The following is a 23541-nucleotide window of genomic DNA, read 5'->3' on the forward strand; positions in this document are numbered from 1 at the left end:
TCCTTGTGGTCCCGGATGAAGTTCTGCGCCTTGGTCTTCAGCGCCGCCAGCTTGGGAACCAGCGGGCGGATCTCATCCGCGTAGGAGGACAGCGCGGAGGCCACCGTCTCCAGGTCGTCGGCGAAACCGTCGGCGCGGTCCTGCACCGGTTTCGTCGTCGCGAAGAGCTGCTCGGCCTCGGGGGCCTTGTAGTACGCGGACAGGCCCTGGAAATGGGAGTGGACGTCCGAGCCGGTGGTGCGGATGTGCCCGGCATCCGACTTCAGCGCGGCATGGTCCTTCTCCAGCTGCTCCAGATCGCCGGTGTACTGGGGGATTTGGTCCGGCTTCAGCTCGATCTTCACGACTGCTGCGCCCCCGGCTTCTTCGGGTCCAGGTCCACCGCGCCGAGGGCCTTGTGCTGGGCGTCGGCGGCCATGTCCAGGTCGCCGTTGAGGTAGGCGGTGGTGGCGTCCACCGCGCCCGTGAGGGACTTGCCGGCCCGGGCGGCGATGAACTTCAGGTCGTTGGTGGTGTGCTCGGCGAACTGCGACAGGGCCAGCGCCACCAGACCGCCCGCGGCCTTCTCCCCGCCCTTGCCGCCCTGACCGCCGCCGTGCGCTTCGCCCTCGGCAGTGATCGTGCCCGCGCTGCTCGCGGCGGACTGCAGATGCTCCCCGTACGCCTTGGCGTGCCCCTCGATCTTCCCGGCGAATTCACCGGTCGTCTTCAGCACGCTCGAAATGCCCTGCGGATGCAGGTCCCAGCCCGCCATGCCTACCCACGCTCCCCGTTACCGTCCCGCCCGTTGCCGAGCGGGTCAGCCGATGTTGTCGACCGCAGCCTTGGCCTTGGACAGCGTGTGCTGCGCCGTGCCGTCGTTCTTCTCCAGCGTCGTCTTCAGCAGCTGGATGATGTTCTTGACCTCCTGCGAGGCACGGTTCCAGCGCAGCTCCTTGCCGTGGTACTCATCCGCCACGCCATCGGCGGTGAAGTCCGCCATCGCCGCCTTCACCTGACCGTCGCGCGCCGTGATCACCTGCTCCAGCCGCGCGATCACCGTCTGGATATTGCCCTGCGCATCACCCGACGCCGTCGTGTCGTACGAACGACGATCCTGTCCACCAGCCATCACACACACTCCCCGTCACACACACCGGCCCACCCAGCAGCCGGAAGACAATTGATCAGCGGTCGCCGAAACGCGCCGCGCCCAACGATCAGCGGCTGCCGAAGCGCGCCGCGCCCAACGATCAGCGGCCGCCGAAGCGCGCCGCGTCGAAATTCGCCGCCGACATCTGCTGCCGCGCGTTGTCCCCGTGCTCCTGATCGCCGGAGCTGAACGCCGCGTCCATGCCCTTCTGGCCGCCGAGAATCCCCGACAGGGAACTCTGCAGCGACGACGCGATCTCGTCCGAGTGGGCCTTGAACCGGTCGAAGGCGGCCTTGCCGGAGCCGTTGAACTTGCCCTCCAACGGCGCCGCCGCATCGACCAGCTGCCGGATCAGCGAGCCCAGGTCCTCACTCGACCCACGCGACTTCGACTGCAGCGTCGACAACGTCTGCGATCCCATGTCGAACTTCATCAGGCTCCCCCTGCCGGCTGGACGGCTGTCGTTTTAAGTGGAGCCATATTTATCAAGTCGGGGTGGGTGCTGCAATCGAGGGTACGGAGCCTGTGGATAACCATGTGGCGGCGTACCGAAAAGCCGCCCGACTACGACCCGATGATCCCGTTACGGCATAGATTCGGTATATGAAGATCCTCAGTGTGAACGTCGGGGCGGCGAAGGCGGTCGAGTACACCGACGCGCCGTCCGGAACGACCGGTATCGACAAGCAGCCGGTGACCGGGCCGGTGCGGGTGACCGCCCCCGGCCCCGCCGGAGTCGGGGCGAGCGGGGTGGCCGGGGACTCGGTCTGCGACCTGCGCTACCACGGGGGCGACGACCGGGCCGTCTACGCGTTCGCGCGGGAGGACCTGGACGCGTGGGAGCAGGAGCTGGGGCGGCCGCTGGCCAACGGCGCGTTCGGGGAAAACCTCACCACCGCGGCGATGGACCTGCGGGAGGCGCTGGTCGGCGAGCGGTGGCGGGTCGGCGACGAGGTCGTGCTGGAGGTGACGGGGGGCCGTATCCCGTGCCGTACGTTCGCGGGCCGGCTCGCCGAGAAGGGCTGGCTGCGGCGGTTCACGCTGGCGGGCTCCTCGGGGGCGATGCTGCGCGTCATCGAGCCGGGGGAGTTCAGCGCCGGCGACCGGGTCGAGGTGGTGGACCGCCCGGATCACGACGTCACGGTCGGGCGGCTGTTCCGCGCCGTGACGACCGAGCGCAAGTCGCTGCCGGACATGCTGGTCGCCGCGGAGTGGATGGAACGCGAGCAGCTGGAGATCGCCCGGAAGTACGCCGCCAAGTACGGGAGCCGGTGAGCGAGTACGCCGGTGAGCCGGTCACGTACGGGAGCCGCTGAGCCAGTACGCCGGTGAGCGAGTACGTCGGTGAGCCAGTACGCGGTACCTGTCCTACCGGGCCTGTCCTACCGGGCCTGTCCTAGCGGCGTGCCGCGCCGGACGGGCGGAGGCGGTTCATGACACTCATGTACGAGGCGGGGAAGAGGCGGGCCAGCAGGTCGGGGACGACGGCGGAGGCGGCGATCAGGACCCGGGGCCTGCGGGCGCGGATGCCCGCCAGGATCTGCTCGGCGGCCTTGTCGGCCGGGTAGGTCAGCAGCTTGGCGAAGCTCTCCTTGCCCGCGCGGGACTCGGCCGCGTCGGCCGCGGCGGCCACGCGGGCGTTCTCGGCGATACGGGTGCGGATGCCGCCGGGGTGGACGGTGGTGACGCCGGTGGCGCGGTCGGCGAGCTCGTGGCGGAGGGACTCGCTGAAGCCGCGCAGCGCGAACTTGCTGGCGGCGTAGGCCGACTGGCCGGGCGGCGCGATCAGCCCGAAGAGGCTGGAGACGTTGACGATGTGGCTGCCGGGGGAGCGCAGGAGGTGCGGAAGGAAGAGGCGGGTGAGCGCCACCGGGGCGCGGAAGTTGACGGCCAGCACCCAGTCGAACTCCTCGGCCGTCAGCTGCTCGAAGCGGCCGCCGAGCGCCACCCCGGCGTTGTTGATCAGGAGCGTGATGCGCGGATGGGCCTCGGTGATCCGGGTGACGAGGGCGTCCAGTCCGTCGGTGTCGGAGAGGTCGGCCACGTGGGTGTCGACGGTCAGGTGCGGGTGCCCGGCGCGCACCTTGGCGGCGACGTCCGCCAGCCGGTCGGCGTCCCGGTCGATGAGGACGAGTCCGCTGCCGCGCGCCGCGAGCCCGTAGGCCAGCTGCTCGCCCATGCCGCCGGCCGCGCCGGTCACGACCGCGGTACCTCCGGCGAAACGGTACGGGGAGAGGGCGGCGGCAGGCATGGGGCTCCTCCGGGGTGGGCGGGCTTCGGTGATCTCCGGCCGCACCAGTCTGCCCGTGAAGCACCGCGCCCGGCTTGACCCTGCACGACAGAGGCTTGCCTCTGGACGACACGGGGCCGGCCCTTGGACGACACCCGGGGTCAGCTCGTACCACTCTCCGGAAGCAGTCCCCCGCGCCGCACCCCCGTCGGCGACACCCCCCACCACCGCCGGCAGCAGCGGGTCAGGGCCGACTGTTCGGAGAGGCCGAGGAGGGCGGCGATCTGGGTCATGGGGATGGCGGTGCCCGTGAGGTAGTGGCGGGCGGCCTGGCGGCGTGCGTCGTCGAGGATCGCGGCGTACGTCGTGCCCTCGTCGCGCAGCCGCCGCTGCAGGGTGCGCGGGTGGATGCTGAGCAGCCGGGCGACCGCGCCGATGTCGGGCGGGGTGGTGCCCAGGGACTGCTGTACCGCGCCGCGGACCCGGAGGACGAGATCGGCGCGTTCGTCCGGCGCCTGTTCGGCGAGGAACGCCAGGGCGAGCCGGCGGAGGTGTTCGTCGCCGCCCGCGAGCGGCCGGTCGCCGAGGCTCTTCGGTACGCGGAGCAGGGCGGCGGGGCGGGCGACGCGTACGGGGGCGCCGAAGAACTCCTCGTACGTGGAGAGAGGCGCGGCGGGGCGGTACGGGAGCTCTACAGTACGGAGCCCGTAGGGGCCGTCGACGAGGAACTGGATCGCGCGGTGCAGGAAGCCGAGGCCCAGGTCGGTGCCCTGGACGGGGGCGGGGAGGCCGGGGTGCGGGCCGTAGCGGAGGGCGGCGATGCCCGGCGCGTCGTACGGGTCGGGTTCGAGGGTGAGGCTGAGGGCCTGCGCGTGGACGAAGAGGTAGCGCGAGGTGCATTCGAGCGCGTCGGCGACGGTGGGGGAGTGCTGGATGGCCAGGGCCAGCGCGCCGAGCATGCCGAAGTCCTGGCGGGTCGCGACGCGCAGGCCGAGGTCGGGGCGGTCCAGCCCGGCGGCGGCCAGCTCCAGCACCCTCGTCATGGCCTGGTCGTCGACCAGGAGGTCGTCGGTGTCGAGCGCGGCGACGGGCAGGCCGGCGGCCGCGGCGTACTCCTCGGCGTCGCCGCCCAGCTCGGCGACCGTCGCACGGAAGCCGCGCAGCCCCGCCGATCTGATCACCGACATGCTGAGAGCCTGTGTCCGGTCACCGACATGTCGTTCAGGGTCAAATACGTGTCGTGTGAAGTCAAGAACCCCACCCGCCCCATTGCGCAGACTGGGGCCATGACGAATTCCGACGGCCGGCGGCCGGACTCCGAGCACCTTGATGTCGTGATCGTGGGCGCCGGGCTGTCCGGCGTGGGCGCGGCGTACCGGCTGCGGACGGAGTGCCCGGGGCGCTCGTACGCGATCCTGGAGGCCCGCGCGTCCATGGGCGGCACCTGGGATCTCTTCCGCTACCCCGGCATCCGCTCGGACTCCGACATGTTCACGCTCGGCTATCCGTTCAAACCGTGGCGGGACGCCAAGTCGATCGCCGACGGACCGTCGATCCTGCGGTACATCAAGGAGACGGCGGCGGAATTCGGGATCGACCGGCACATCCGGTACCGCACGAAGGTGCTCTCCGCCGACTGGTCGACGCGCGACGCGCGCTGGACGCTGACCCTCGAACGCACCGACGAGGCGACGGGCGAAGCCGTACGCTCCACCCTGACCTGCGACTTCCTGTACTCCTGCGCCGGGTACTACGACTACGACCGGGGTCACGCGCCCGACTTCCCCGGCCTCGGCTCCTTCACCGGGACCGTCGTCCACCCGCAGTTCTGGCCCGAGGACCTGGACTACGCGGGCAAGCGCGTCGTCGTCATCGGCAGTGGGGCCACCGCCGTCACGCTCGTGCCCGCGATGGCCGGCCGGGCCGAGCGGGTCACGATGCTGCAGCGCACGCCGACCTGGATCAGCGCCGTGCCCGGCCGGGACAAGATCGCCGACAAGGTGCGGGGCGTGCTGCCCGCGGGCGTGGCCCACCGCGCCGTGCGGACCAAGAACATCCTCTTCGGGATCGGCTTCTACCAGTTCTGCCGGCGCCGCCCGCAGGCCGCGCGGAAGCTGCTCACCCGTCTGAACACCCGCGTCCTGAAGGACGAGCAGGCCGTGCGGGACCACTTCACGCCCTCGTACAACCCCTGGGACCAGCGGCTGTGCGCGGTGCCGGACGCCGACCTCTTCAAGGCGCTGAAGCAGGGCCGGGCCGAGGTCGTCACCGACCACATCGACACCTTCGTGCCCGAGGGCATCCGGCTGAAGTCGGGGAAGGTGCTGGAGGCGGACGTCGTCGTCACCGCCACCGGGCTGCGGCTGCTCGCCTTCGGCGGCATCACTCCGCAGATCGACGGGCGGCCGGTCGAGCTGTCGCGGCAGTTCGTGTGGCGCGGCGCGATGATGACCGGCGTGCCCAACTTCGCCGTCTGCATCGGCTACACCAACGCCTCCTGGACGCTCCGCGCCGACCTCACCTCGCGGCTGGTGTGCAAGGTGCTGAACTACATGGACCGCAACGACTACGCGGCCGTGGTGCCCGAGCCCGGCGGTCCGCTCGCCGAGCGGCCGCTGCTCGACCTCGCCGCCGGATACGTCAAGCGCTCCATCGACGCGTTCCCGCGCCAGGGCGACCGCGGGCCGTGGAAGGTACGCCAGAACTACGTGCTGGACGCCGCCACGACGATGCGGACGAACCTCGGGCGCACGCTGAAGCCCACGCCCCGCGCGGCGGTGCGCCGCGGGCAGCAGGCGCCGGGCCGCGAGCCGGAGCACGCGCCGGGCGGTACGCCGGGGCAGGACCGGGCGCACACGCGGGCGGAGGCCGCCAAGTGACCGCCACCGACACGGTGTACGTAGACGTCGACGGGCATCCCGTACGCGTACGCGTCAGCGGGGAAGCGAACGGCGAGGCGACCGGCGAGGCGACCGGCGACGGCCCGCCCGTCGTGCTGCTGCACGGCATCGCGCGCAGCCTGGAGGACTGGCAGCTCACCCACGACCTGCTCGCGGCGCGCGGCCACCGGGTCATCAGCACCGACCTGCCCGGCTTCGGCCTGACCCGGCGCATGAAGGGCCGCACCGGGCTCGCCTCCTTCGCGCGGGCCGTGATCGGCGTGCTGGACGCGCTGGGGGAGCGACGGCCCGTGCACCTGATGGGCAATTCGCTCGGCGGCGCGGTCGCCATGACCGTCGCGGCGGAGTACCCGGACCGGGTGGCAGCCCTCGTCCTCGCCAACAGCGCCGGCTTCGGCCGCGAGGCCAACCTCTCGCCGCGCTCCATGGGGTACGCCGCACTGGCGGCGCTGCCCGGTGTCGGAAAGCGGTTCCGGGTCCGGGCCCGGGAGGCCGGCGTCCAGGTCAACCGCGACCTGTTCCACGACCCGCGGCACGCCACGGAGGAGCTGATCCGGCACGCCGGGCTGGTCGGCCGGCAGCCCGACTTCCGCGGCACCTTCATGGCCACGCTGCTGAGCCTGGGCGTGCCGGTCCTCGGGTCGTACCCCGGCTGGCGCCGCGCCCTCCTCGCGCGGACCGCGGCGGCCCGCGTGCCCACCCTCGTCGTCTGGGGCGACGCGGACGCGGTATTGCCGGTGAAGCACTTCCACGCCGCGGTGGCCGCGCTGCCGCACGCCCGCAGCCACCTCTTTCCCGCCACCGGGCACATGCCCCAGATCGAGCGGGCGGCGGAATTCACGGAGCTGGCGGCCGGGTTCCTGGACAGCGTGGCGGGCCCCACGAAGGATGCTGCGGGGGACGGCTCCGTAAAGGACGCCGCGGGAGACGGCGCCGGGAGCGCGGCGGCGAGGGGCACCGCGAAGGGGTGAGGTGAGCGATGGCGGGGACGTGCGCGCCGGCCACGCAGGCCGCACCGGTACCGGCCCCGCTGCGCGCCCGCTACGAGGTCACCCGCTCGACGGTGGCCGGCCGCCCGGTCCTGCGGCTCGCCCCGCGCCGCGGCGCCACCGGCCGCCACCTGCTCTACACGCACGGCGGCGCGTACGCCTTCCCGCTGCAGACCGCGCACTGGTGGCTCCTCCAGCACGCCGCCAAGGGCACCGGCGTCACCCTCACCGTGCCGCTCTACCGGCTCGCCCCCGAGGGTGACGCGCCAGCGGCGTACTCCCTGCTGCGTACGGTCTACGACGCCCTGTGCGCCGAGGCGGGGTCCGGGAACGTCACCCTCGGCGGCGACTCGGCCGGCGGCGGGCTCGCGCTCGGCCAGGCCGTCGCGTACCGGGACGCGGGCCTGCCCCCGCCGCGTCAGGTACTGCTGTTCTCGCCGTGGCTGGACCTCACGATGTCGCACCCCGCGCTGCCGGCGCTGGAGCCCCTCGACCCGCTGCTCCGTACCGATGACCTGATCGAGGCCGGGCGGCTGTGGGCGCACGGCGCCGATCCGCGCTGCCCGCTGCTCAGCCCGCGGTTCGCGGACGTGGCCGGGCTGCCGCCGGTGCACGTCTTCCAGGGCGGCCGGGACCTCTTCGCCGCCGACGCGCGGCTGCTGGGTGACCGGCTGGCGGCGGCCGGCAACGGCGGCACGTTCACGTGCGAGCCGGAGGCGGGCCACGTGTACGTGAGCGCGGTGTGGACCCCTGAGGCGCGGCGGTCCCTGGCCGGGGTCCGCCGACTGCTGAGCAAGTGGGTTGATCCTACGAAGAGTTGAGCTGTGAGTCAGGGTAATTGACAGAGTGTCAGTTGGCTGGAACGCGCCTCTCGGGACGGCGTGTTACCCGCGGTACAACATCGAGATGACTTTTCCGAGACTGACGCGAAGAACCGTCCTGGCAGGTCTGGGCAGCGTGCCGCTGGCCGCAGGGATCGCCGGTGCGGCCCCGCAGACGAAGGCGCCGCCCGCACCCGACGACCGCGCCCGCCCCACCCTCCTCCGCAACGCCGACCTCGTCCTCACCATGGACCCCGACATCGGGGCCGGCGAGCTGGGCACCCTTGAGCACGCGGACGTACTGATGCGGGGCGGCCGGCTGGCCGCGGTGGGGCACGGGCTGACCGCCCCGGAGGGCGCCCGCGTGGTGGACGCGCGCGGCAAGCTCGTCCTCCCCGGCTTCGTCGACCTGCACAACCACCTGTGGCAGTCCAGCATCCGCGGCGGCTGCTCGGACCAGGACCTGAACGGCTGGCTGGCCGCCTGCAACCGCGCCACCCTCCCCAAGATCGACGCCGCGGACATGTACCGCTTCGTACACCTCGCCGCCCTGGACGCCCTGCAGGCCGGCGTCACCACCGTCGTCGACTGGGTGCACGCCATCCCGTACGACACCAGCGAGCAGTACATCCGGGCGCTGGACGACACCGGGCTGCGCTTTGTGTACGCGATGGCGCAGACCGCCGACGCGATCGGCCTCCTCCCGCGCGTCAAGAAGGAGCTGCTGGACCCGCTGCCGCTGGCCTCCGCGCAGGTGTCCGTGCACGCGGGCATGAAGGCCGTACCGGAGCTGCGCCGCTTCCGCGAAGTCGCGGACGACCTTGGCCTCATGCTCAACTCCCATGTACTGGAGCACCGCGACGACCGCGCGGACGACCCCATCCGCTCGCTCCGCGAGGCCGGCGCCTTCGGGCCCGGGCTGCTGATGAACCACGCGATCCACCTCATCGACGAGGAGATCGCGCTGACCGCGGAGCACGACGTGCGGGTGGCGCACTGCCCGCTCAGCAACATGCGGCTGGCCTCCGGGATCATGCCGCTGCCCGCCATGCACCGGCGCGGCGTCAAGGCTGGGCTCGGCCACGACGGCGGCACCAACGACACCTCGGACATGTTCAACGTCATGAAGGCCGCGGTCGGGCTCCAGCGCGCGCTGCACGAGGACGCGGAGATCCACCCCACCCTCCCGGCCGTGCTGCGGATGGCGACGCTCGGCGGCGCCGAGTGCATCGGGATGGCCGACCGGATCGGCTCCCTGACGCCCGGCAAGCGCGCCGACGTCCTCGTACTCGACCCCGGCACGCTCAACTTCGCGCCCCGCTTCGACTGGATCAGCCAGATCGTCCTCAACGGCCAGCCGCCGAACGTCTCCCACGTCTTCGTCGACGGACAGCCGCGCAAGGCCCACGGCGAGCTGGTCGGCGTCGACACGGAGGCGGTGGTACGAGAGGCGGAGCGCGCGGCCGCACACGTCCGGGCCGCTGCCTGACCGCCGCGTCAGCCCGGGCTCGCGTCGCGTCGCCGCGCGAACCGGGCACGAGCGGCGTCGTGGGCGCCGCGCAGCAGCCGCACGATCGTGTCCGTCGTCGCCTCACCGGGATTGACGACAGAGACCCAGCCGAGCGAGCCGTACACCGGATGCGGCAGCACACTGTCGGTGGCCGCGTGGTCGCGCGGGCGGCCGAGGCCGCGCGGCTCCTCCCCGGTGAGCTCCTGGAACGTCGCACGGTCGACGTGGACGTTCACGCGCCAGCGGCCCGGAGGGTCGAGGTCGGAAGCGGTGTCGTCGGGGTAGTTCTTGGTGACGATCGTCCCGTACGGCTGGACGCGGTGCGGAATCCGGCCGTCGGGGGCGTAGTAGAAGAACGCGTCCCCCCCCATGTGAGCTCGGGAAATCCGCCTTCGCCCGGTCCCGGGACGACCACGAGTGCCCCGTCGAAGCCCCGCACGGTCGCGAGGATCTGTGCCATCTGTTCCATACTCATGGTTCAAGCGTCACCTTCAAGTGCTGATGTGGGGTTGGCCATGGGCGAGCCGGTGAGCGGTGCGCCACGCGTACGGCTCGGAACAGTCGATGTCGCCCGGGCGTCGGAGTACTCGGTGCAACAGGTGCGCGACCTGGAGCGGCTGGGAGTCATTCCCCCGGCCGCCCGGTCGAGCAACGGCTACCGGTCCTACACACCCGCTCACGTGCACGCTCTTCGTGCCTATCGAGGACTCGCGGCTGCCGTGGGGCCGGTGGCCGCACGGCAGCTGCTCGCGGAGCTGCGCACAGCGACGATCGAGAGGGCGGCCGCGGAGATCAACGCGGTCCACGTCCGGCTCGCGCGGGAACGGGACGAGGCGCTGCGGGCCCAACAGGCCCTGCGTGCGATCCAGGCCGAAACGCGCACACCCGAGCCCGAGCGGGGGAGTGACGCGATGACGATCACAGAGCTCGCCGGGGCGCTCGGTGTACGTCCCTCGACGCTGCGGTTCTGGGAGCAGGAAGGGCTCGTCCTCCCCGAGCGCGTGACGTCACTGCGAGCCCGTCGCTACGGCCTGTCGGCGATCAGAGCCGCCCGCATCGTCGCGGCCCTGCGCGGTGCCGGTCACGGCGTTCCCGCGGTGCGCGAGATCATGGGCGCTCTGCACGGGCTCGACGGCCTGGAAGAGCCCCAACGCATCCTGCAGCAACGTCTTGACCGGCTCGCCGTACGAAGCGTGGCACTGCTCCGCGCAGGCGCGGACCTGGCAACCGTCGTGCTCAGCGGGGAAAGACCTCGAACGTGACCGCCGGGAGGCCGCGGTGGCGGTCGCCCGCCATTTGCAGCATCTGCTCGATGAAGCCGCGGGCGTAGGCCAGCGGGTCCTGGGCCCCGCCGTTGAGGCCCTCGATGTACGAGCGGTGCTCGGCGAGCGAGGCGATGGCGCGCTCGATGCCGGGGCCGACCTCGACGGCGTGCGTGGGGTGCGGCGATCCGGCGACCGCCACCCGGCGCACGCCGTTCCAGGGCGCGAGCCCGTACTCCTTGAGCAGCTCGGGGAAGATCCAGCGGTTGCCCGCGTCGCCCGCCGCGTCCAGGACGGCCCGCCCGACCACCCGGTGATCGGGCGTGTTCCAGTGCACGCCGCCCCAGGTGTCGTGGTGGTTGAGCGTGATCAGCAGCTCCGGGCGGTGCCGCCGGACCGCGGCAGCCAGGTCGCGGCGGAGCGGCAGACCGGCCTCGATGACGCCGTCCGGATGGCGCAGGAACTCCACGTTCTGCACGCCGACCGCCGCCGCGCTCGCCCGCTGCTCGGCCTCACGGATCACCGCGCACTCCTCGGGCCCGATCCCGTCGATGCCCGCCTCTCCGTGGGTGACCAGCAGATACGTGACCTCGCGGCCGGCGTCGGTCCACTCGGCGACCGCGGCGGCGGCGCCGTATTCGAGGTCGTCGGGGTGGGCGACGATCGCCAGGGCGCGCTGCCAGTCGTCGGGCAGCGGCGTGAGGCCGGCCGGTCCGGGGGCCGTGGTGTCGGGTGCGGGCACGAGAGGCTCCTTCCCGGGGCGGCGCACCGCGTGCGCGTCCCTGCGCGGCGTACCGGCGGACGGCGTACGCCTGCTTCGAGCATGCCACGGTGCGGTGGCCGGGGATGGCGGAAACGGGCCGGTCCGAAACGGCTGATCCTCGTCGGTCGCGGGGTCCGTGGGTGAGGTGGCGGACGTCCGGATGGCGCCGGCGCGGAGTCATGGCGCGCGCCGGGGGCGCGGGTGGCGCCCGCTCCTGTGCCTGCTGAGCTGCATGTCATCACATCGGGTGAATAAGTGGCCCAGGCTTGCGAGTGGCAACGGTGGGTTGCCACGCTGTTGCTGACTGTCAAGCCCTTGGGAGGGCATGTGCCTTTCGGTGAGCAGCCCGCGTACCTCCGCGTCGCCGGCGACCTGCGTCAGAAGATCGTCGACGGCGTGCTGCCGCCGCACACCCGCCTCCCCTCGCAGGCCCGTATCCGCGAGGAGTACGGCGTCTCGGACACCGTCGCCCTCGAAGCCCGCAAGGTCCTGATGGCCGAAGGGCTGGTGGAGGGCCGCTCGGGGTCGGGCACGTATGTCCGCGAGCGCCCCGCCCAGCGCCGTATCGCCCGCGCCGGATTCCGCACCGGGGCGGGCGCGACGCCGTTCCGCCAGGAGCAGTCGGACGAGAAGGTCAAAGGGACCTGGGAGTCCAGCAGCGAGCAGGACGAGGCGAGCGACGCGATCGCGGCCCGGCTGCGCGTCCGGCCGGGCGAGCGGGTCATGCGCACCCGCTACCTCTTCCGCACCGAGGGCGAGCCGGTGATGCTCTCCACCTCCTGGGAGCCGCTGGAGGTGACGGGCCGGACGCCCGTGATGCTGCCCGAGGAGGGGCCGCTCGCCGGGCGCGGCGTGGTCGAGCGGATGGCGGCCATCGACGTGATCGTCGACAACGTCGTCGAGGAGGTCGGGGCCCGGCCGGGGCTGGCCGAGGAGGCGATGGTGCTGGGCGGCGTGCCCGGCCATGCCGTACTGGTCATCTCGCGGACGTATTACGCGGGCGGCCGCCCCGTGGAGACCGCCGATGTCGTCATGCTCGCCGACCGGCACCGGGTCGCATACCACCTCCCGGTGAAGTGACGCGGGGGAGAGGCGGGGAAGAGGCGCCGGTCCCGGTAGTGGTGAAGGGACACCGTTCCCGGTAGTGAAGTGCCCATGCTGGGCGAGTGGCTGACGGCGGCGCACCACCGTCCGTACTGGTGCGTAACCACCAGGTCAGCACCCGCAACGCCCGGCAATGTCCGCATTTGTCGCCCACTTTGCGATGTTGAAAAACTCACACCGCCCAAGTGAACGGGGATATTTGACCGAACATTGGATTCCGATCTTCCGTTTCGCTCTTACGATGGCGAAGTTTGTGCACGGCCGTGGGGGAAGATCAGGAGACCAAGCACGTTGAGCACGCCGAAGACCCCGAGCGCGGAGCAGGGCTCCCACTCGAACTACCGCAGGTCCCTCGGGACCATCGCCCTGACGGCCACGGGACTCGGGTCGATCATCGGCTCCGGCTGGCTGTTCGGAGCCGAGCGCGCCGCCGCCATCGCCGGTCCTGCCGCCATTCTGGCCTGGGTCATCGGCGCGGTCGTCGCCCTCACCATCGCGCTGACCTACAGCGAGCTGGGCGCGATGTTCCCCAAGGCCGGCGGCATGGTCCGGTACGGCCAGTACTCGCACGGCTCGCTGGCCGGCTACCTCGCCGCCTGGGCCAACTGGATCGCGATCGTCTCGGTCATCCCCGGTGAGGCCACCGCGTCCGTCCAGTACATGAGCTCCTGGGACTTCGGCTGGGCGCAGGGGATGTACGACGGCAAGGAGCTCACCGGCTCCGGCGTCGCGGTCGCCAGCGTGCTGCTGATCTTCTACTTCTTCCTGAACTGGTTCGCGATCACGCTGTTCGCGAAGACCAACACCGCGATCACGGTCTTCAAGGTCGTCGTGCCGATCATGACCGCGGGCGCGCTGATGCTGGCGCACTTCGACACGAGCAACGTCAAGCAGTTCGGCGGCTTCGCCCCGAACGGCTGGAGCGCGGTCTTCACCGCCGTCGCCCTCTCCGGCATCGTCTGGGCCTACAACGGCTTCCAGTCCCCGCTGAACATGGCGGCCGAGGCGCGCAACCCCGGCAAGTCGCTGCCCAAGGCGGTCATCCTCTCGATCGTCATCGCGCTGGTGATCTACCTCGCGCTGCAGGTCGCCTTCCTCATGGGCGTGCCCGCCCACGACCTGACCAAGGCCGGCAGCTGGGCCGGGCTGGGCTTCAACTCCCCGCTCGCCGACCTCTCGCTCGCCTGGGGCCTGAACTGGCTGGCGATGCTGCTGTACGCGGACGCCTTCATCTCCCCGTCCGGCACCGGCATGATCTACGCCGCCACCACCTCGCGCATGATCCACGGCGTGCAGGAGAACGGCCACCTGCCCGGCATCTTCGGCAAGGTCGACAAGAAGACCGGTGTGCCGCGCCCGGCCCTGGTCCTCAACCTGGTCATCGCGTTCCTCTTCCTCGCGGTCTTCCGCGGCTGGGGCTCGCTCGCCGAGATCGTCTCCATCGCGACGGTCATCTCCTACATCACGGGTCCGGTCGCCGTGATGTCGCTGCGCCGTCTCTCGCCGGACCTCAAGCGCCCGGTGAAGCTGCGCGCCATGCCGGTCATCGCCCCGATCGCGATGGTCTTCGGCTCGCTCGTCCTGTACTGGGGCCGCTGGCCGCTCACCGGCAAGGTCATCCTGATCATGGCCGTCGGCCTGCCGGTCTGGGCCTGGTACGAGCTGCGCAAGCCCTGGGCCGAGCTGAAGCCGCACCTGAAGGCCGGCGCCTGGGTGGTCGCGTACCTGCTGGTCATGGCCGCGGTGTCGTACTGCGGCGGCACGGAGTTCGGCGGCCGCGGCTTCATCCCGCAGGGCGTGGACCTCGGGGTCGTCGTGGTGATCGCCCTGGCCTTCTACTACTGGGGTGTGCGCAGCTCCTGGCGCAACCCCTCGCTCCTCGTGGCCGAGGCCGAGGCGCGCGCCGCCGCCGAGCGGGACGAGGCCACTGACGGTGACGACGACGGCCGGGACCCGGCCGAGAAGGTCGACGCCCGCGTCTGATCCACCGCCCGCACTGCTCCGGCCGCCCGGCACCGTCTCGGTGCCGGGCGGCCGTCGTTTCCGGGCCCGCTACCGGCCGGTCCGCGGTACGAGTGACGCGGGGCAATGGATGTGGACGGTGACATGGCCGGTTCGGTGCCTCTTTGTGCAAAGACGTATCCGGTGCGTGAAGGTCGGGCGTAGGCTCGGGCATATGCGGATCGGGTTTTCGGTGTTAGTGCAGGACGGGCGCGCCACGGCGCGCCGGACGGCGGACGGAGGAGCGCGATGACCGACAGTGGCGCCGTACTGCCGTGGCTGGTCATCCGCGAGGACGACAACGGCAACCGCTACCGCGTCGGCCGGTACGCCACCCGCACGGAGGCGGAGCAGGTCGCCGACCGGCTCGGCGGCCGCGGCCGCGAGCGGCTCTATGTGGTCGAGCGGGTCGACCGCGCCACGGCCTGACGATCGAGGCCGCATAGGCTGCCGCGCATGAGTGCGGTGCGTGTGGTGGTGGGCGGAGCGGTGCTGGACCGGGGGCGGCTGCTGGCCGCGCGGCGCAGCGCGCCGCCGGAGCTGGCCGGGCGCTGGGAGCTGCCCGGCGGCAAGGTCGAGGCCGGCGAGACGCCCGAGCAGGCGCTCGTACGGGAGCTGCGCGAGGAACTGGGCGTCGCGGTCGAGCCGCTGGCGCGCATCCCCGGGGAGTGGCCGCTGAAGTCCGGGCTGGTGCTCCAGGTGTGGACCGTACGGCTGGTCTCCGGGACGCCGCGGCCGTTGCAGGACCACGATGCGCTGCGCTGGCTGCCGCCGGGCGACGAGGGCACGGTGGACTGGCTGGACCAGGACCGGCCGGCGGTCGCCGAGGCGATGCGCCTGCTCATGGGGCAGGGGGCGCTCGACTGACGGGCTACGCCGTTCGCGCCACGATGCACCTGGTTGACCCTCTTGGGGCGATAACCGAACCCTGATATCGGGTATGTGCTGATTAACCCCCCTCAAAATGTACAAAACCGCCGGGGGAGCATCGGGCTGGGGAAGTGATCGGCGTGAGCGACAGCGCAGCGGCAGGGCCCACGGGGTCGCCTGCGTCGCAGGCCCGCCGGCTGGGCACGGCAGCGGTCCCCCCGATCGCCGAGTGGAGCTTCCCGGCCGAGCCGGGCGTGGTCCGTACGGCCCGTGCCATGGTCCGCGAGACGCTGCACGACTGGGACATGGAGCCGGCGGTGGACGTGGCCGTCCTCCTGGTCAGCGAGCTGGTGACCAACTCCCTGCGGTACGCCAGCGGGCCGATCGGCGTACGGATCGTCCGGCTGCGCGGCGGAGACCTCCTCGTGGAGGTGTCCGACCCGCTCCCCGACCCGCCCCGCGAGCGCACGGCCGCGCCCGACGACGAGGGCGGCCGCGGGCTGCAGCTGGTGGCATGCAGTGCCCGCCGCTGGGGCACCCGACGGGGCAGGAGCGGCAAGACGGTGTGGTTCGAGCTCGCCGAAACCGGCTGACGCCCGCCGGGCGGTCGCGCCCCTTGTGGCCGTCGCGCAGAAAACACTGCTTCGTGCCTGGTGGGGAGGTTGGAGCGGACCGTGGCTGGTTATGAGTCTGGGTGGGTTGCGATCGTTGCGAATTCATCGAGACCTCGTCGATGACCTGCGATCGAGACTGTGCTGTGATCGTGAGGACCGTGTTCCGGATAGCCGTGTTGCTGGATACTCGGCCTGTCCGGTCCGGGCACGATGAGCTGGAGGGGACGGGGCTCGTGAGCGAGATGTCAGCGGGTGAGGAACACCCTGCGATGAGGGATGGGTCGGGCCGGATGGACGTACCGGACGGCCCGCCCGTCTGGCAGAGCAGCGCGCCCGGATCGATCTACGACTACATCCGCGTCGCCTCCTTCGCCCTGGGCCCCGACGGCCGCATCGAGCAGTGGAGCCGCCGCGCCGCCGACATGCTCGGCATCCCCGCCAAGGACGCCATAGGGCAGGATCCGGTGGAGGCGTTCGTCCCGCGCGAGCTGCGCGAGGCCGGGCACAGGACGGTCAGCGAGATCCTCGACGGCCGCGAATGGACCGGCCTGGTGCCGTACCGCACGGGCCCGGAAGCGCCCGTCGACGGCCTCGCCGAGATCTACGTCATGCCGTCCGAGACCGGCACCGGCGAGCGCGCCGCGGTCTGCCTGGTCGTCGACGTACGGGCGCTGCGCGGCATCGAGACCGACCTCGCCGCCGCGCAGGCGGTTTTCGGACAGTCCCCGATCGGGTTCATGCTCTTCGGCACGGACCTGCGGCTGCGCCGGGTCAACGAGCGCTTCGCCACGGTCTTCGGCGGCCCGCCGAGCAGGTTCCAGGGCGCGGCGCCCGAGGAGTACCTGCCACGCCCCGAGGCCGAGCGGCTCAACGCCGCGCTGCGCCGGGTCCTGGAGACCGGCGACCCGGTCGCCGAGATGCAGCTGGTGGGCACGCCGCACGGCACGGACGAGCGCCGCCGCTGGTCGGTGTCGCTGTACCGGCTGCACAGCGCCAGCGGCCGCCCCATCGGGGTCGCGGCCCTCGCCTCCGACGTCACGGGCCGCCGCCGCGCCGAGCGGGAGGCCGCCAACGCCCGCCGCAATCTGGCCCTGCTGAACGAAGCGGGGGCGCGCATAGGCAATTCGCTGGACCTGGAGACCACCGCCCGCACCCTCCTCGACGTCGCCGTGCCGCAGTTCTGCGACCTGGCCTCGGTCGACCTGTACCAAGGGCTGCTGGCCGGGGACGAGGCGCCGCCCGGCATGACCGACGGCAGCGCCGAGCTGCGCCGGGTCGCCTTCGCCAGCGCCGTGTCCGACGGGCCGCTCCCGGAGGGCGGCGGCCGCGGCAGCGCCCCGGGCGGGGACGCGGCGGAGGACGACGGCGCGCCGGTCGCGGTCGGCGCGGTGCACCGTTTCCCCTTCAACTCCCCCTGTGCGGGGGCGCTCCGTACGGCCGAGGCGCAGATCATCCCGGGCCGCGAGACCGACGAGCGGCCCGAACTGGGCCGCGCGGTCGTGCACTCGACGCTCGCCGTGCCGATGGTCGCCCGCGACACCGTCGTCGGCCTCGTGCAGTTCTCGCGGACGAAGGGCAGTGAGTCCTTCGGCGAGCGGGACACCGCGCTCGCCGTGGAGCTGGCCGCGCGCGCCGCCGTCTGCATCGACAACGCCCGGCTGTACCGCCGCGAGCACGAGCGCGCGCTGATCCTCCAGCGCAGCCTGCTGCCGCCCGGCGACCCGGAGGCGGCGGGCCTGGACATCGCCTGCCGCTATCTGCCGGGTACGACCGCCACGGAGGTCGGCGGCGACTGGTTCGACGTCATCGAGCTGCCCGGCCACCGCACGGCCCTGGTCGTCGGCGACGTCATGGGGCGCGGCCTGCGCGCCGCCGTCGCCATGGGTGAACTGCGTACGGCGGTGCGGACGTTGGCGCTGCTGGACCTGGAGCCGGCCGAGGTGCTCTCGGCGCTCGACGAGATCGCGCGCGGGCTGGGGGCCACGGGCAGCGACGGGCGTTCGGGCCCGCGGGGGCGCGGAGCCGCCGGGGGCGCCGGTCCGCAAGCGGGCGCGGACATCGGCGCGGCAGCGGGCGCGTACGGGAGTACGGCAGCGGGCGCGGACGCCGGAGCGGAGGCGGGACCGCACGCGGGCTCCCGGCGCACCGACCGCGCCACCGACCTCTCCGAGGTCTACCTCGCCACCTGCGTGTACGCCGTCTACGACCCGGTCACCCGGCGATGTACGTTCGCCAACGCCGGCCACCTGCCGCCGGTCCTGGTCGAGGAGGGCGAGGACGCTCTCCTCCTCGACGTCCCGCCCGGCATGCCGCTGGGCGTCGGCGGCGAGCCCTTCGAGGAGATCGAGGTCGAGCTGCCGGACGGCGCGCTGCTCGCGCTGTACACCGACGGCCTGGTCGAGTCCCGGGACCACCCGCTCGACGAGGGTCTGCAGGCGTTCCGCGCGGCCCTGTCGGAGGCGGGCCGCCCACTGGAGGACGCCTGCGACCACGTACTGTCCGCGCTGGACACCCGGCACGGCGAGGACGACATCGCCCTGCTGATGGCCCGGGTGCACGGCCTGCCGAAGGACGCGGTCGGCGACTGGAACCTCGCCCCCGAGGCCCGCTCGGTCGCCCGCGCCCGCGAACTGGCCCGCGACCAGCTCACCGACTGGGGCCTGGAGCCCCTCGTCGACACCACCGAACTGCTGGTCAGCGAGCTGGTCACGAACGCCTTGCGGCACGGCCACGGCGACATCCGGCTGCGCCTCCTGCTGGACCGCACCCTGGTCTGTGAGGTCTGGGACGCGGACCTCGCACAGCCGCGGCGGCGGCGGGCGCGGGACACCGACGAGGGCGGCCGCGGCCTCCAGCTCGTCGGCCTCCTCAGCAGGGGCTGGGGCAGCCGCCGTACGCCGCGGGGCAAGACCGTCTGGTTCGAGCTCGACCTGCCCGACGGGGACACCAAGGCGCCGGATCCGACGGATGCGCTGCTGGACCTGTTCTGACCGTCACGCCGGCCGGGTCACCCCGACCGGCGTCGGCGGATCGTCTTGCCCAGCCAGATCAACGGGTCGTACTTGCGGTCCGCCGCCCGCTCCTTCAGCGGGATCAGCGCGTTGTCGGTGATGCGGATGTGTTCGGGGCAGACCTCGGTGCAGCACTTGGTGATGTTGCAGTAGCCCAGGCCGTGGTCGTCCTGGGCGGTGCTCTTGCGGTCCAGGCCCTCGTCCGCCGCCGCGTCCAGCGGGTGCATGTCCAGTTCGGCGATGCGCATCAGGAAGCGGGGGCCGGCGAACGCCTCCTTGTTCTCCTCGTGGTCGCGGACGACGTGGCAGGTGTCCTGGCAGAGGAAGCACTCGATGCACTTCCGGAACTCCTGGGAGCGGCCGACGTCCTCCTGCCGCATGCGGTACTCGCCGGGCTTGAGGTCGGCGGGCGGCACGAAGGACGGCACCTCGCGGGCCTTGGCGTAGTTGAAGGAGACGTCCGTGACCAGGTCGCGGATGACGGGGAAGGCCCGCATCGGGGTGACCGTGACCGTCTCCGCGCGGTCGAAGACGGACATCCGTGTCATGCACAGCAGCCGGGGCCGGCCGTTGATCTCCGCGCTGCAGGAACCGCACTTGCCGGCCTTGCAGTTCCAGCGCACGGCCAGGTCCGGCGCCTGGGTGGCCTGCAGCCGGTGGATGATGTCCAGCACCACCTCGCCCTCGTTGACCTCGACGGTGAAGTCGCCGAGGCTGCCGCCCGCAGCGTCCCCCCGCCACACCCTGAAGTGCGCGTCGTACGAACTCACGAGCTCAGCTCCTCGTCCGTCAGGTACTTCGCCAGTTCGTCCCGCTCGAACAGCTCCAGAAGGTCGGCGCGGATCGCCGGCGTCTCCCGCCGTTCCAATTGGATGTGGGCGAGCGCCGGGTCTTCGGGGAGTTCGGGGCGGCCGTCGTTCGTGGCCAGCCGGCACAGCAGGTTGACGCGGCGCCAGCGGCGGTCCATCTCGGGGTGGTCCTCGCGGGTGTGGCCGCCGCGGCTCTCCTTGCGCGTCAGCGCGGCCCGCGCCACGCACTCGCTGACCAGCAGCATGTTCCGCAGGTCGATGGAGAGGTGCCAGCCGGGGTTGTACTGCCGGTGGCCCTCCACCCCGGCCCGCCGCGCCCGCACCCGCAGGCCGGCCAGCTTCTCCAGCGCCTGCTCCATCTCCGACTGCCGCCGGATGATGCCCACCAGGTCGTTCATCGCCTGCTGGAGCTCCTGGTGCAGGGTGTACGGATTCTCCGCCGGACCCCCGGCGTGCAGCGTGTCCGCGCCCTCCGCGCTGAACGGCCGCAGCGCCTCCGCCTCGGCCACCTCGATCTCCCGCGGGTCCACGGCGGGCCGCAGCCCGTGCGTGAGCCCGGCCGCGTACTCCGCCGCGTACAGTCCAGCGCGCCGCCCGAAGACCAGCAGGTCGGAGAGGGAGTTGCCGCCGAGCCGGTTGGAGCCGTGCATGCCGCCGGCGACCTCGCCCGCGGCGAACAGCCCGGGGACGCCGGCCGCTGCCGCGGTGTCCGGGTCGACGTCCACGCCGCCCATGACGTAGTGGCAGGTCGGTCCGACCTCCATCGCCTCGGTCGTGATGTCCACGTCCGCCAGCTCCTTGAACTGGTGGTGCATGGAGGGCAGCCGGCGCCGGATCACCTCGGCCGGCATCCGCGTGGAGACGTCCAGGAAGACGCCGCCGTGCGGGGAGCCGCGGCCCGCCTTGACCTCGGCGTTGATGGCCCGCGCGACCTCGTCGCGGGGCAGCAGCTCGGGCGGCCGGCGGTTGCTGTCGGGGTCGTCGTACCAGCGGTCGCCCTCGTCCTCGGACTGCGCGTACTTCTCCTTGAAGACGTCCGGGATGTAGTCGAACATGAAGCGCTTGCCGTCGCTGTTGCGCAGCACCCCGCCGTCGCCGCGCACCGACTCGGTGACGAGGATGCCCTTCACCGACGGCGGCCAGACCATGCCGGTGGGGTGGAACTGCACGAACTCCATGTTGACGAGCGGCGCGCCCGCGAGCAGCGCCAGCGCGTGGCCGTCGCCCGTGTACTCCCACGAATTCGAGGTGACCTTGAAGGACTTGCCGATGCCGCCGGTGGCCAGCACCACGGCGGGTGCCTCCAGGACGAAGAACCGGCCGGACTCCCGCTCGTAACAGAACGTTCCTGCCACCCGGCCGTCCTCTTTCAATACGCGGGTGACCGTGCACTCCTGGAACACCTTCAGGCGCGCGTCGTATGCGCCGAACTCCCGCTCGTCCTCCTGCTGCAGCGAGACGATCTTCTGCTGGAGAGTGCGGATCAGCTCCAGGCCCGTACGGTCGCCGACGTGCGCGAGGCGCGGGTACTCGTGCCCGCCGAAGTTGCGCTGCGAGATGCGGCCGTCGGGCGTGCGGTCGAAGAGCGCGCCCCAGGTCTCCAGCTCCCAGACCCGGTCCGGGGCCTCGCGCGCGTGCAGCTCGGCCATCCGCCAGTGGTTCAGGAACTTCCCGCCGCGCATCGTGTCGCGGAAGTGGACCTTCCAGTTGTCGCCCTCGTTGACGTTGCCCATGCTGGCGGCGATGCCGCCCTCGGCCATGACCGTATGGGCCTTGCCGAAGAGCGACTTGCAGATCACCGCCGTCCGCATGCCCTGCTCGCGGGCCTCGATGGCGGCCCGCAGCCCGGCGCCGCCCGCGCCCACCACGACCACGTCCCAGGCCTGCCGTTCGACTTGCGTCATGAATTGCGCACCTTCCTGGAAGCTCTAGAAGAACCGCGGATCGTCGAAGGCCCCGACGGACAGCAGGTAGACGTAGAAGTCGGCGGCGGCCACGCTGATCAGCGAGGCCCAGGCGAGCGCCGCGTGCCGGGCGTTGAGCTTGCCGACCCAGCCCCACAGCCGGTAGCGCACGGGGTGCCTGGAGAAGTGCTTCAGGCGGCCGCCGACGATGTGCCGGCAGGAGTGGCAGGAGAGGGTGTAAGCCCAGATCAGCCCGATGTTGACGAGGAAGACCAGGCCGCCGAGCCCCATGTGACCCCACGCGTAGCTCGCGTCGCGGAAGGCGAGCACGGTGTCGTACGTCAGCACGCCCGCGACCAGCAGCGCGGCGTAGAAGAAGTACCGGTGGATGTTCTGCAGGATCAGCGGGAAGCGGGTCTCGCCGCTGTAGGTCTTGTGCGGCTCGGCGACCGCGCAGGCCGGGGGCGAGGCCCAGAAGCCGCGGTAGTACGCCTTGCGGTAGTAGTAGCAGGTCAGCCGGAAGCCCAGCGGGAAGATCAGGATCAGCAGCGCGGGGGACAGGCCCCACCAGCTGCCGAACAGGTCCCAGTTGGGGCCGTGCCGCATCGTCGCGCAGTTCTCCGCGAGGCAGGGGGAGTAGAACGGCGAGACGTAGGGCGCGTGGTAGTAGTCGGCGTTCGCGAACGCCCGCCACGTCGAGTACACGACGAACGCGAGCAGCCCGGCCGCGGTGCTCGCCGGGTACAGCCACCAGCGTTCGGTGCGCAGGTGACGGGCGGGGATGGCGGCGCGAGCGGGGCCGTGCACCCCGCTCGCGCCGGTTTTCGATGAAGGTTCGGTGCCTGTGGCCAACGTCGGTCTCCGTGAGCGGGGGGTGACAGGGCTGAGGGGGGACGGCCGGGCGTGAGTCGCTTGCGGTGCGCGGTGGTCGCGTCGCTACGGGGCGCGGCGGTCGCGGGCGCCCAGCCCCTCGTCCTCGGCGTCGGTCCACAGGGAGGCGTCGTACGGGGCGTCCGGGATGGTCACCATGTCGGACACCGCGCGGCCTTCCACCGGCCGGTCGCCGGAGTCGGTCGCGGACTGCGCGCGCAGCAGTTCGAGGCTTTCGCGCAGGTGCTCGGTGTCGCTGCGGACCCGGCGGATCTCCAGTCCGCCGCCGACCCGCTGCTCCAGGCGTCCCACCGAGCGGACCAGGTCGTCCAGGCTGCGCTGCACAGCCGTCAGATCATCGTGCAAGGACATGACGAGCCCTCACTTCCGAGGGTGCGGTCGGCAATCTCATGCGCCTGCGAGTGTCGCGCGTCACAGTCGCGGTTGGGAAGGGATTCGCCGGTATTCCGGGTCACGATGGCGCATAGGGGGGCGTGACCGGTCGTACCGGAATGCGTTGGGCCGGGCGGGTGGCCTTGGGGAGTAGGGCCGTCGTGTCGCCGGGGCGCGCGGCGCGCCGTCGTTTTGAGTGGACGGGCCATAGATGTGATGAGCCGCAAAGTCGGCCGAATGTGATCAGCGGCGGCGCCGCCGCACGGGCGAGCCCGGAGGTAACAGGATGACCGACGACGTCGGACCGCAGGGCGCGAGCGGCGGCCGGACGGCGGGCCGCGGGCGCCGCCGGGTCGCG

At 72.0% G+C, this 23541-nt stretch carries 22 protein-coding genes and 2 pseudogenes; 12 read left to right on the forward strand and 12 right to left on the reverse strand.

What is annotated here, in order from left to right; genetic code table 11:
* From ABT381_RS26815 to ABT381_RS26830, 4 genes and pseudogenes are all read right to left on the reverse strand, one after another.
* Positions 1-344, reverse strand: a pseudogene (locus tag ABT381_RS26815) (ADP-ribosyltransferase); the annotation flags it as partial.
* On the reverse strand, positions 341-754 hold the full coding sequence (locus tag ABT381_RS26820; RefSeq protein ID WP_351599136.1) for a DUF6507 family protein: 414 nt from the start codon (positions 752-754) through the stop codon (positions 341-343). The gene ABT381_RS26820 and the pseudogene ABT381_RS26815, both read right to left, overlap by 4 nt.
* A gap of 45 nt (positions 755-799) precedes the next feature.
* On the reverse strand, positions 800-1111 hold the full coding sequence (locus ABT381_RS26825) for a pore-forming ESAT-6 family protein (RefSeq protein WP_351588406.1): 312 nt from the start codon (positions 1109-1111) through the stop codon (positions 800-802).
* Between the two features lie 121 nt (positions 1112-1232).
* Positions 1233-1565, reverse strand: a complete 333-nt coding sequence (locus tag ABT381_RS26830; protein WP_351599137.1) for a hypothetical protein — start codon at positions 1563-1565, stop codon at positions 1233-1235.
* Between the two features lie 170 nt (positions 1566-1735).
* On the opposite strand from ABT381_RS26830, the gene ABT381_RS26835 reads away from it, so the two are divergent.
* Positions 1736-2407: an MOSC domain-containing protein gene (locus ABT381_RS26835; protein ID WP_351599138.1), complete on the forward strand. Its 672-nt coding sequence runs from the start codon at positions 1736-1738 to the stop codon at positions 2405-2407.
* 121 nt (positions 2408-2528) lie between these two features.
* Here ABT381_RS26835 and ABT381_RS26840 read toward each other — a convergent pair whose 3' ends face one another.
* Together ABT381_RS26840 and ABT381_RS26845 are read right to left on the reverse strand one after the other, a co-directional pair.
* Positions 2529-3383, reverse strand: a complete 855-nt coding sequence (locus tag ABT381_RS26840; RefSeq protein ID WP_351599139.1) for an SDR family NAD(P)-dependent oxidoreductase — start codon at positions 3381-3383, stop codon at positions 2529-2531.
* 140 nt (positions 3384-3523) lie between these two features.
* Positions 3524-4549 (reverse strand): AraC family transcriptional regulator, encoded by a 1026-nt coding sequence (locus tag ABT381_RS26845; protein WP_351599140.1) that lies wholly within the window; start codon positions 4547-4549, stop codon positions 3524-3526.
* A gap of 99 nt (positions 4550-4648) precedes the next feature.
* On the opposite strand from ABT381_RS26845, the gene ABT381_RS26850 reads away from it, so the two are divergent.
* The 4 genes from ABT381_RS26850 (at position 4649) to ABT381_RS26865 (ending at position 9561) form a co-directional block, all read left to right on the forward strand.
* Entirely contained in the window at positions 4649-6241 is a 1593-nt protein-coding gene (locus ABT381_RS26850; protein WP_351599141.1) for a flavin-containing monooxygenase, read from the forward strand.
* Entirely contained in the window at positions 6238-7233 is a 996-nt protein-coding gene (locus tag ABT381_RS26855; protein WP_351599142.1) for an alpha/beta fold hydrolase, read from the forward strand. Before ABT381_RS26850 ends, ABT381_RS26855 begins: the two co-directional genes overlap by 4 nt.
* An 8-nt stretch (positions 7234-7241) precedes the next feature.
* Positions 7242-8072, forward strand: coding sequence for an alpha/beta hydrolase fold domain-containing protein (locus ABT381_RS26860; protein WP_351599143.1), 831 nt, complete (start codon positions 7242-7244; stop codon positions 8070-8072).
* Positions 8073-8157: 85 nt separating this feature from the next.
* Positions 8158-9561: an amidohydrolase family protein gene (locus ABT381_RS26865; protein WP_351599144.1), complete on the forward strand. Its 1404-nt coding sequence runs from the start codon at positions 8158-8160 to the stop codon at positions 9559-9561.
* Between the two features lie 8 nt (positions 9562-9569).
* On the opposite strand, the pseudogene ABT381_RS26870 reads toward ABT381_RS26865, so the two are convergent.
* A pseudogene (locus ABT381_RS26870) lies at positions 9570-10042 on the reverse strand (DUF6194 family protein).
* Positions 10043-10097: 55 nt separating this feature from the next.
* On the opposite strand from ABT381_RS26870, the gene ABT381_RS26875 reads away from it, so the two are divergent.
* Positions 10098-10844 (forward strand): MerR family transcriptional regulator, encoded by a 747-nt coding sequence (locus ABT381_RS26875; protein WP_351599145.1) that lies wholly within the window; start codon positions 10098-10100, stop codon positions 10842-10844.
* Here the strand turns inward: ABT381_RS26875 and ABT381_RS26880 are convergent.
* Complete coding sequence (locus ABT381_RS26880) at positions 10819-11586, reverse strand: PIG-L deacetylase family protein (protein ID WP_351599146.1); 768 nt, start codon at positions 11584-11586, stop codon at positions 10819-10821. The genes ABT381_RS26875 and ABT381_RS26880 overlap by 26 nt on opposite strands.
* Positions 11587-11934: 348 nt before the next feature.
* On the opposite strand from ABT381_RS26880, the gene ABT381_RS26885 reads away from it, so the two are divergent.
* The 6 genes from ABT381_RS26885 to ABT381_RS26910 all read left to right on the forward strand — a co-directional run bounded on the left by ABT381_RS26885 (position 11935) and on the right by ABT381_RS26910 (position 19186).
* Positions 11935-12687, forward strand: a complete 753-nt coding sequence (locus ABT381_RS26885; protein ID WP_351599147.1) for a GntR family transcriptional regulator — start codon at positions 11935-11937, stop codon at positions 12685-12687.
* A 315-nt stretch (positions 12688-13002) separates the two neighbouring features.
* Complete coding sequence (locus ABT381_RS26890) at positions 13003-14694, forward strand: APC family permease (protein WP_351599148.1); 1692 nt, start codon at positions 13003-13005, stop codon at positions 14692-14694.
* Between the two features lie 267 nt (positions 14695-14961).
* Positions 14962-15141: an SPOR domain-containing protein gene (locus ABT381_RS26895; RefSeq protein ID WP_351599149.1), complete on the forward strand. Its 180-nt coding sequence runs from the start codon at positions 14962-14964 to the stop codon at positions 15139-15141.
* 27 nt (positions 15142-15168) lie between these two features.
* The gene (locus ABT381_RS26900) at positions 15169-15579 is read left to right on the forward strand and encodes a (deoxy)nucleoside triphosphate pyrophosphohydrolase (protein ID WP_351599150.1); all 411 of its coding nucleotides are present in this window, start codon (positions 15169-15171) and stop codon (positions 15577-15579) included.
* Positions 15580-15779: 200 nt separating this feature from the next.
* The gene (locus ABT381_RS26905) at positions 15780-16175 is read left to right on the forward strand and encodes an ATP-binding protein (RefSeq protein WP_031065875.1); all 396 of its coding nucleotides are present in this window, start codon (positions 15780-15782) and stop codon (positions 16173-16175) included.
* A 290-nt stretch (positions 16176-16465) separates the two neighbouring features.
* Positions 16466-19186, forward strand: coding sequence for a SpoIIE family protein phosphatase (locus ABT381_RS26910; protein ID WP_351599151.1), 2721 nt, complete (start codon positions 16466-16468; stop codon positions 19184-19186).
* Between the two features lie 17 nt (positions 19187-19203).
* On the opposite strand, the gene ABT381_RS26915 is transcribed toward ABT381_RS26910, so the two are convergent.
* The 4 genes from ABT381_RS26915 to ABT381_RS26930 form a co-directional block, all read right to left on the reverse strand.
* Entirely contained in the window at positions 19204-19977 is a 774-nt protein-coding gene (locus ABT381_RS26915; protein ID WP_351599152.1) for a succinate dehydrogenase/fumarate reductase iron-sulfur subunit, read from the reverse strand.
* On the reverse strand, positions 19974-21920 hold the full coding sequence (locus ABT381_RS26920; protein ID WP_351599153.1) for a fumarate reductase/succinate dehydrogenase flavoprotein subunit: 1947 nt from the start codon (positions 21918-21920) through the stop codon (positions 19974-19976). The genes ABT381_RS26915 and ABT381_RS26920 overlap by 4 nt, the downstream gene beginning before the upstream one ends.
* A gap of 24 nt (positions 21921-21944) precedes the next feature.
* Complete coding sequence (gene sdhC, locus ABT381_RS26925; RefSeq protein WP_351599154.1) at positions 21945-22772, reverse strand: succinate dehydrogenase subunit SdhC; 828 nt, start codon at positions 22770-22772, stop codon at positions 21945-21947.
* Positions 22773-22856: 84 nt separating this feature from the next.
* Positions 22857-23162 carry an Rv0250c family protein gene (locus ABT381_RS26930; RefSeq protein WP_351599155.1) on the reverse strand — a complete coding sequence of 102 codons (306 nt, stop codon included), beginning with the start codon at positions 23160-23162 and terminating at the stop codon, positions 22857-22859.
* Positions 23163-23541 lie beyond the last annotated feature (379 nt).

It is taken from the genome of Streptomyces sp. NPDC000151 (genome assembly GCF_040301705.1).
In the GTDB taxonomy this organism is placed as follows: domain Bacteria; phylum Actinomycetota; class Actinomycetes; order Streptomycetales; family Streptomycetaceae; genus Streptomyces.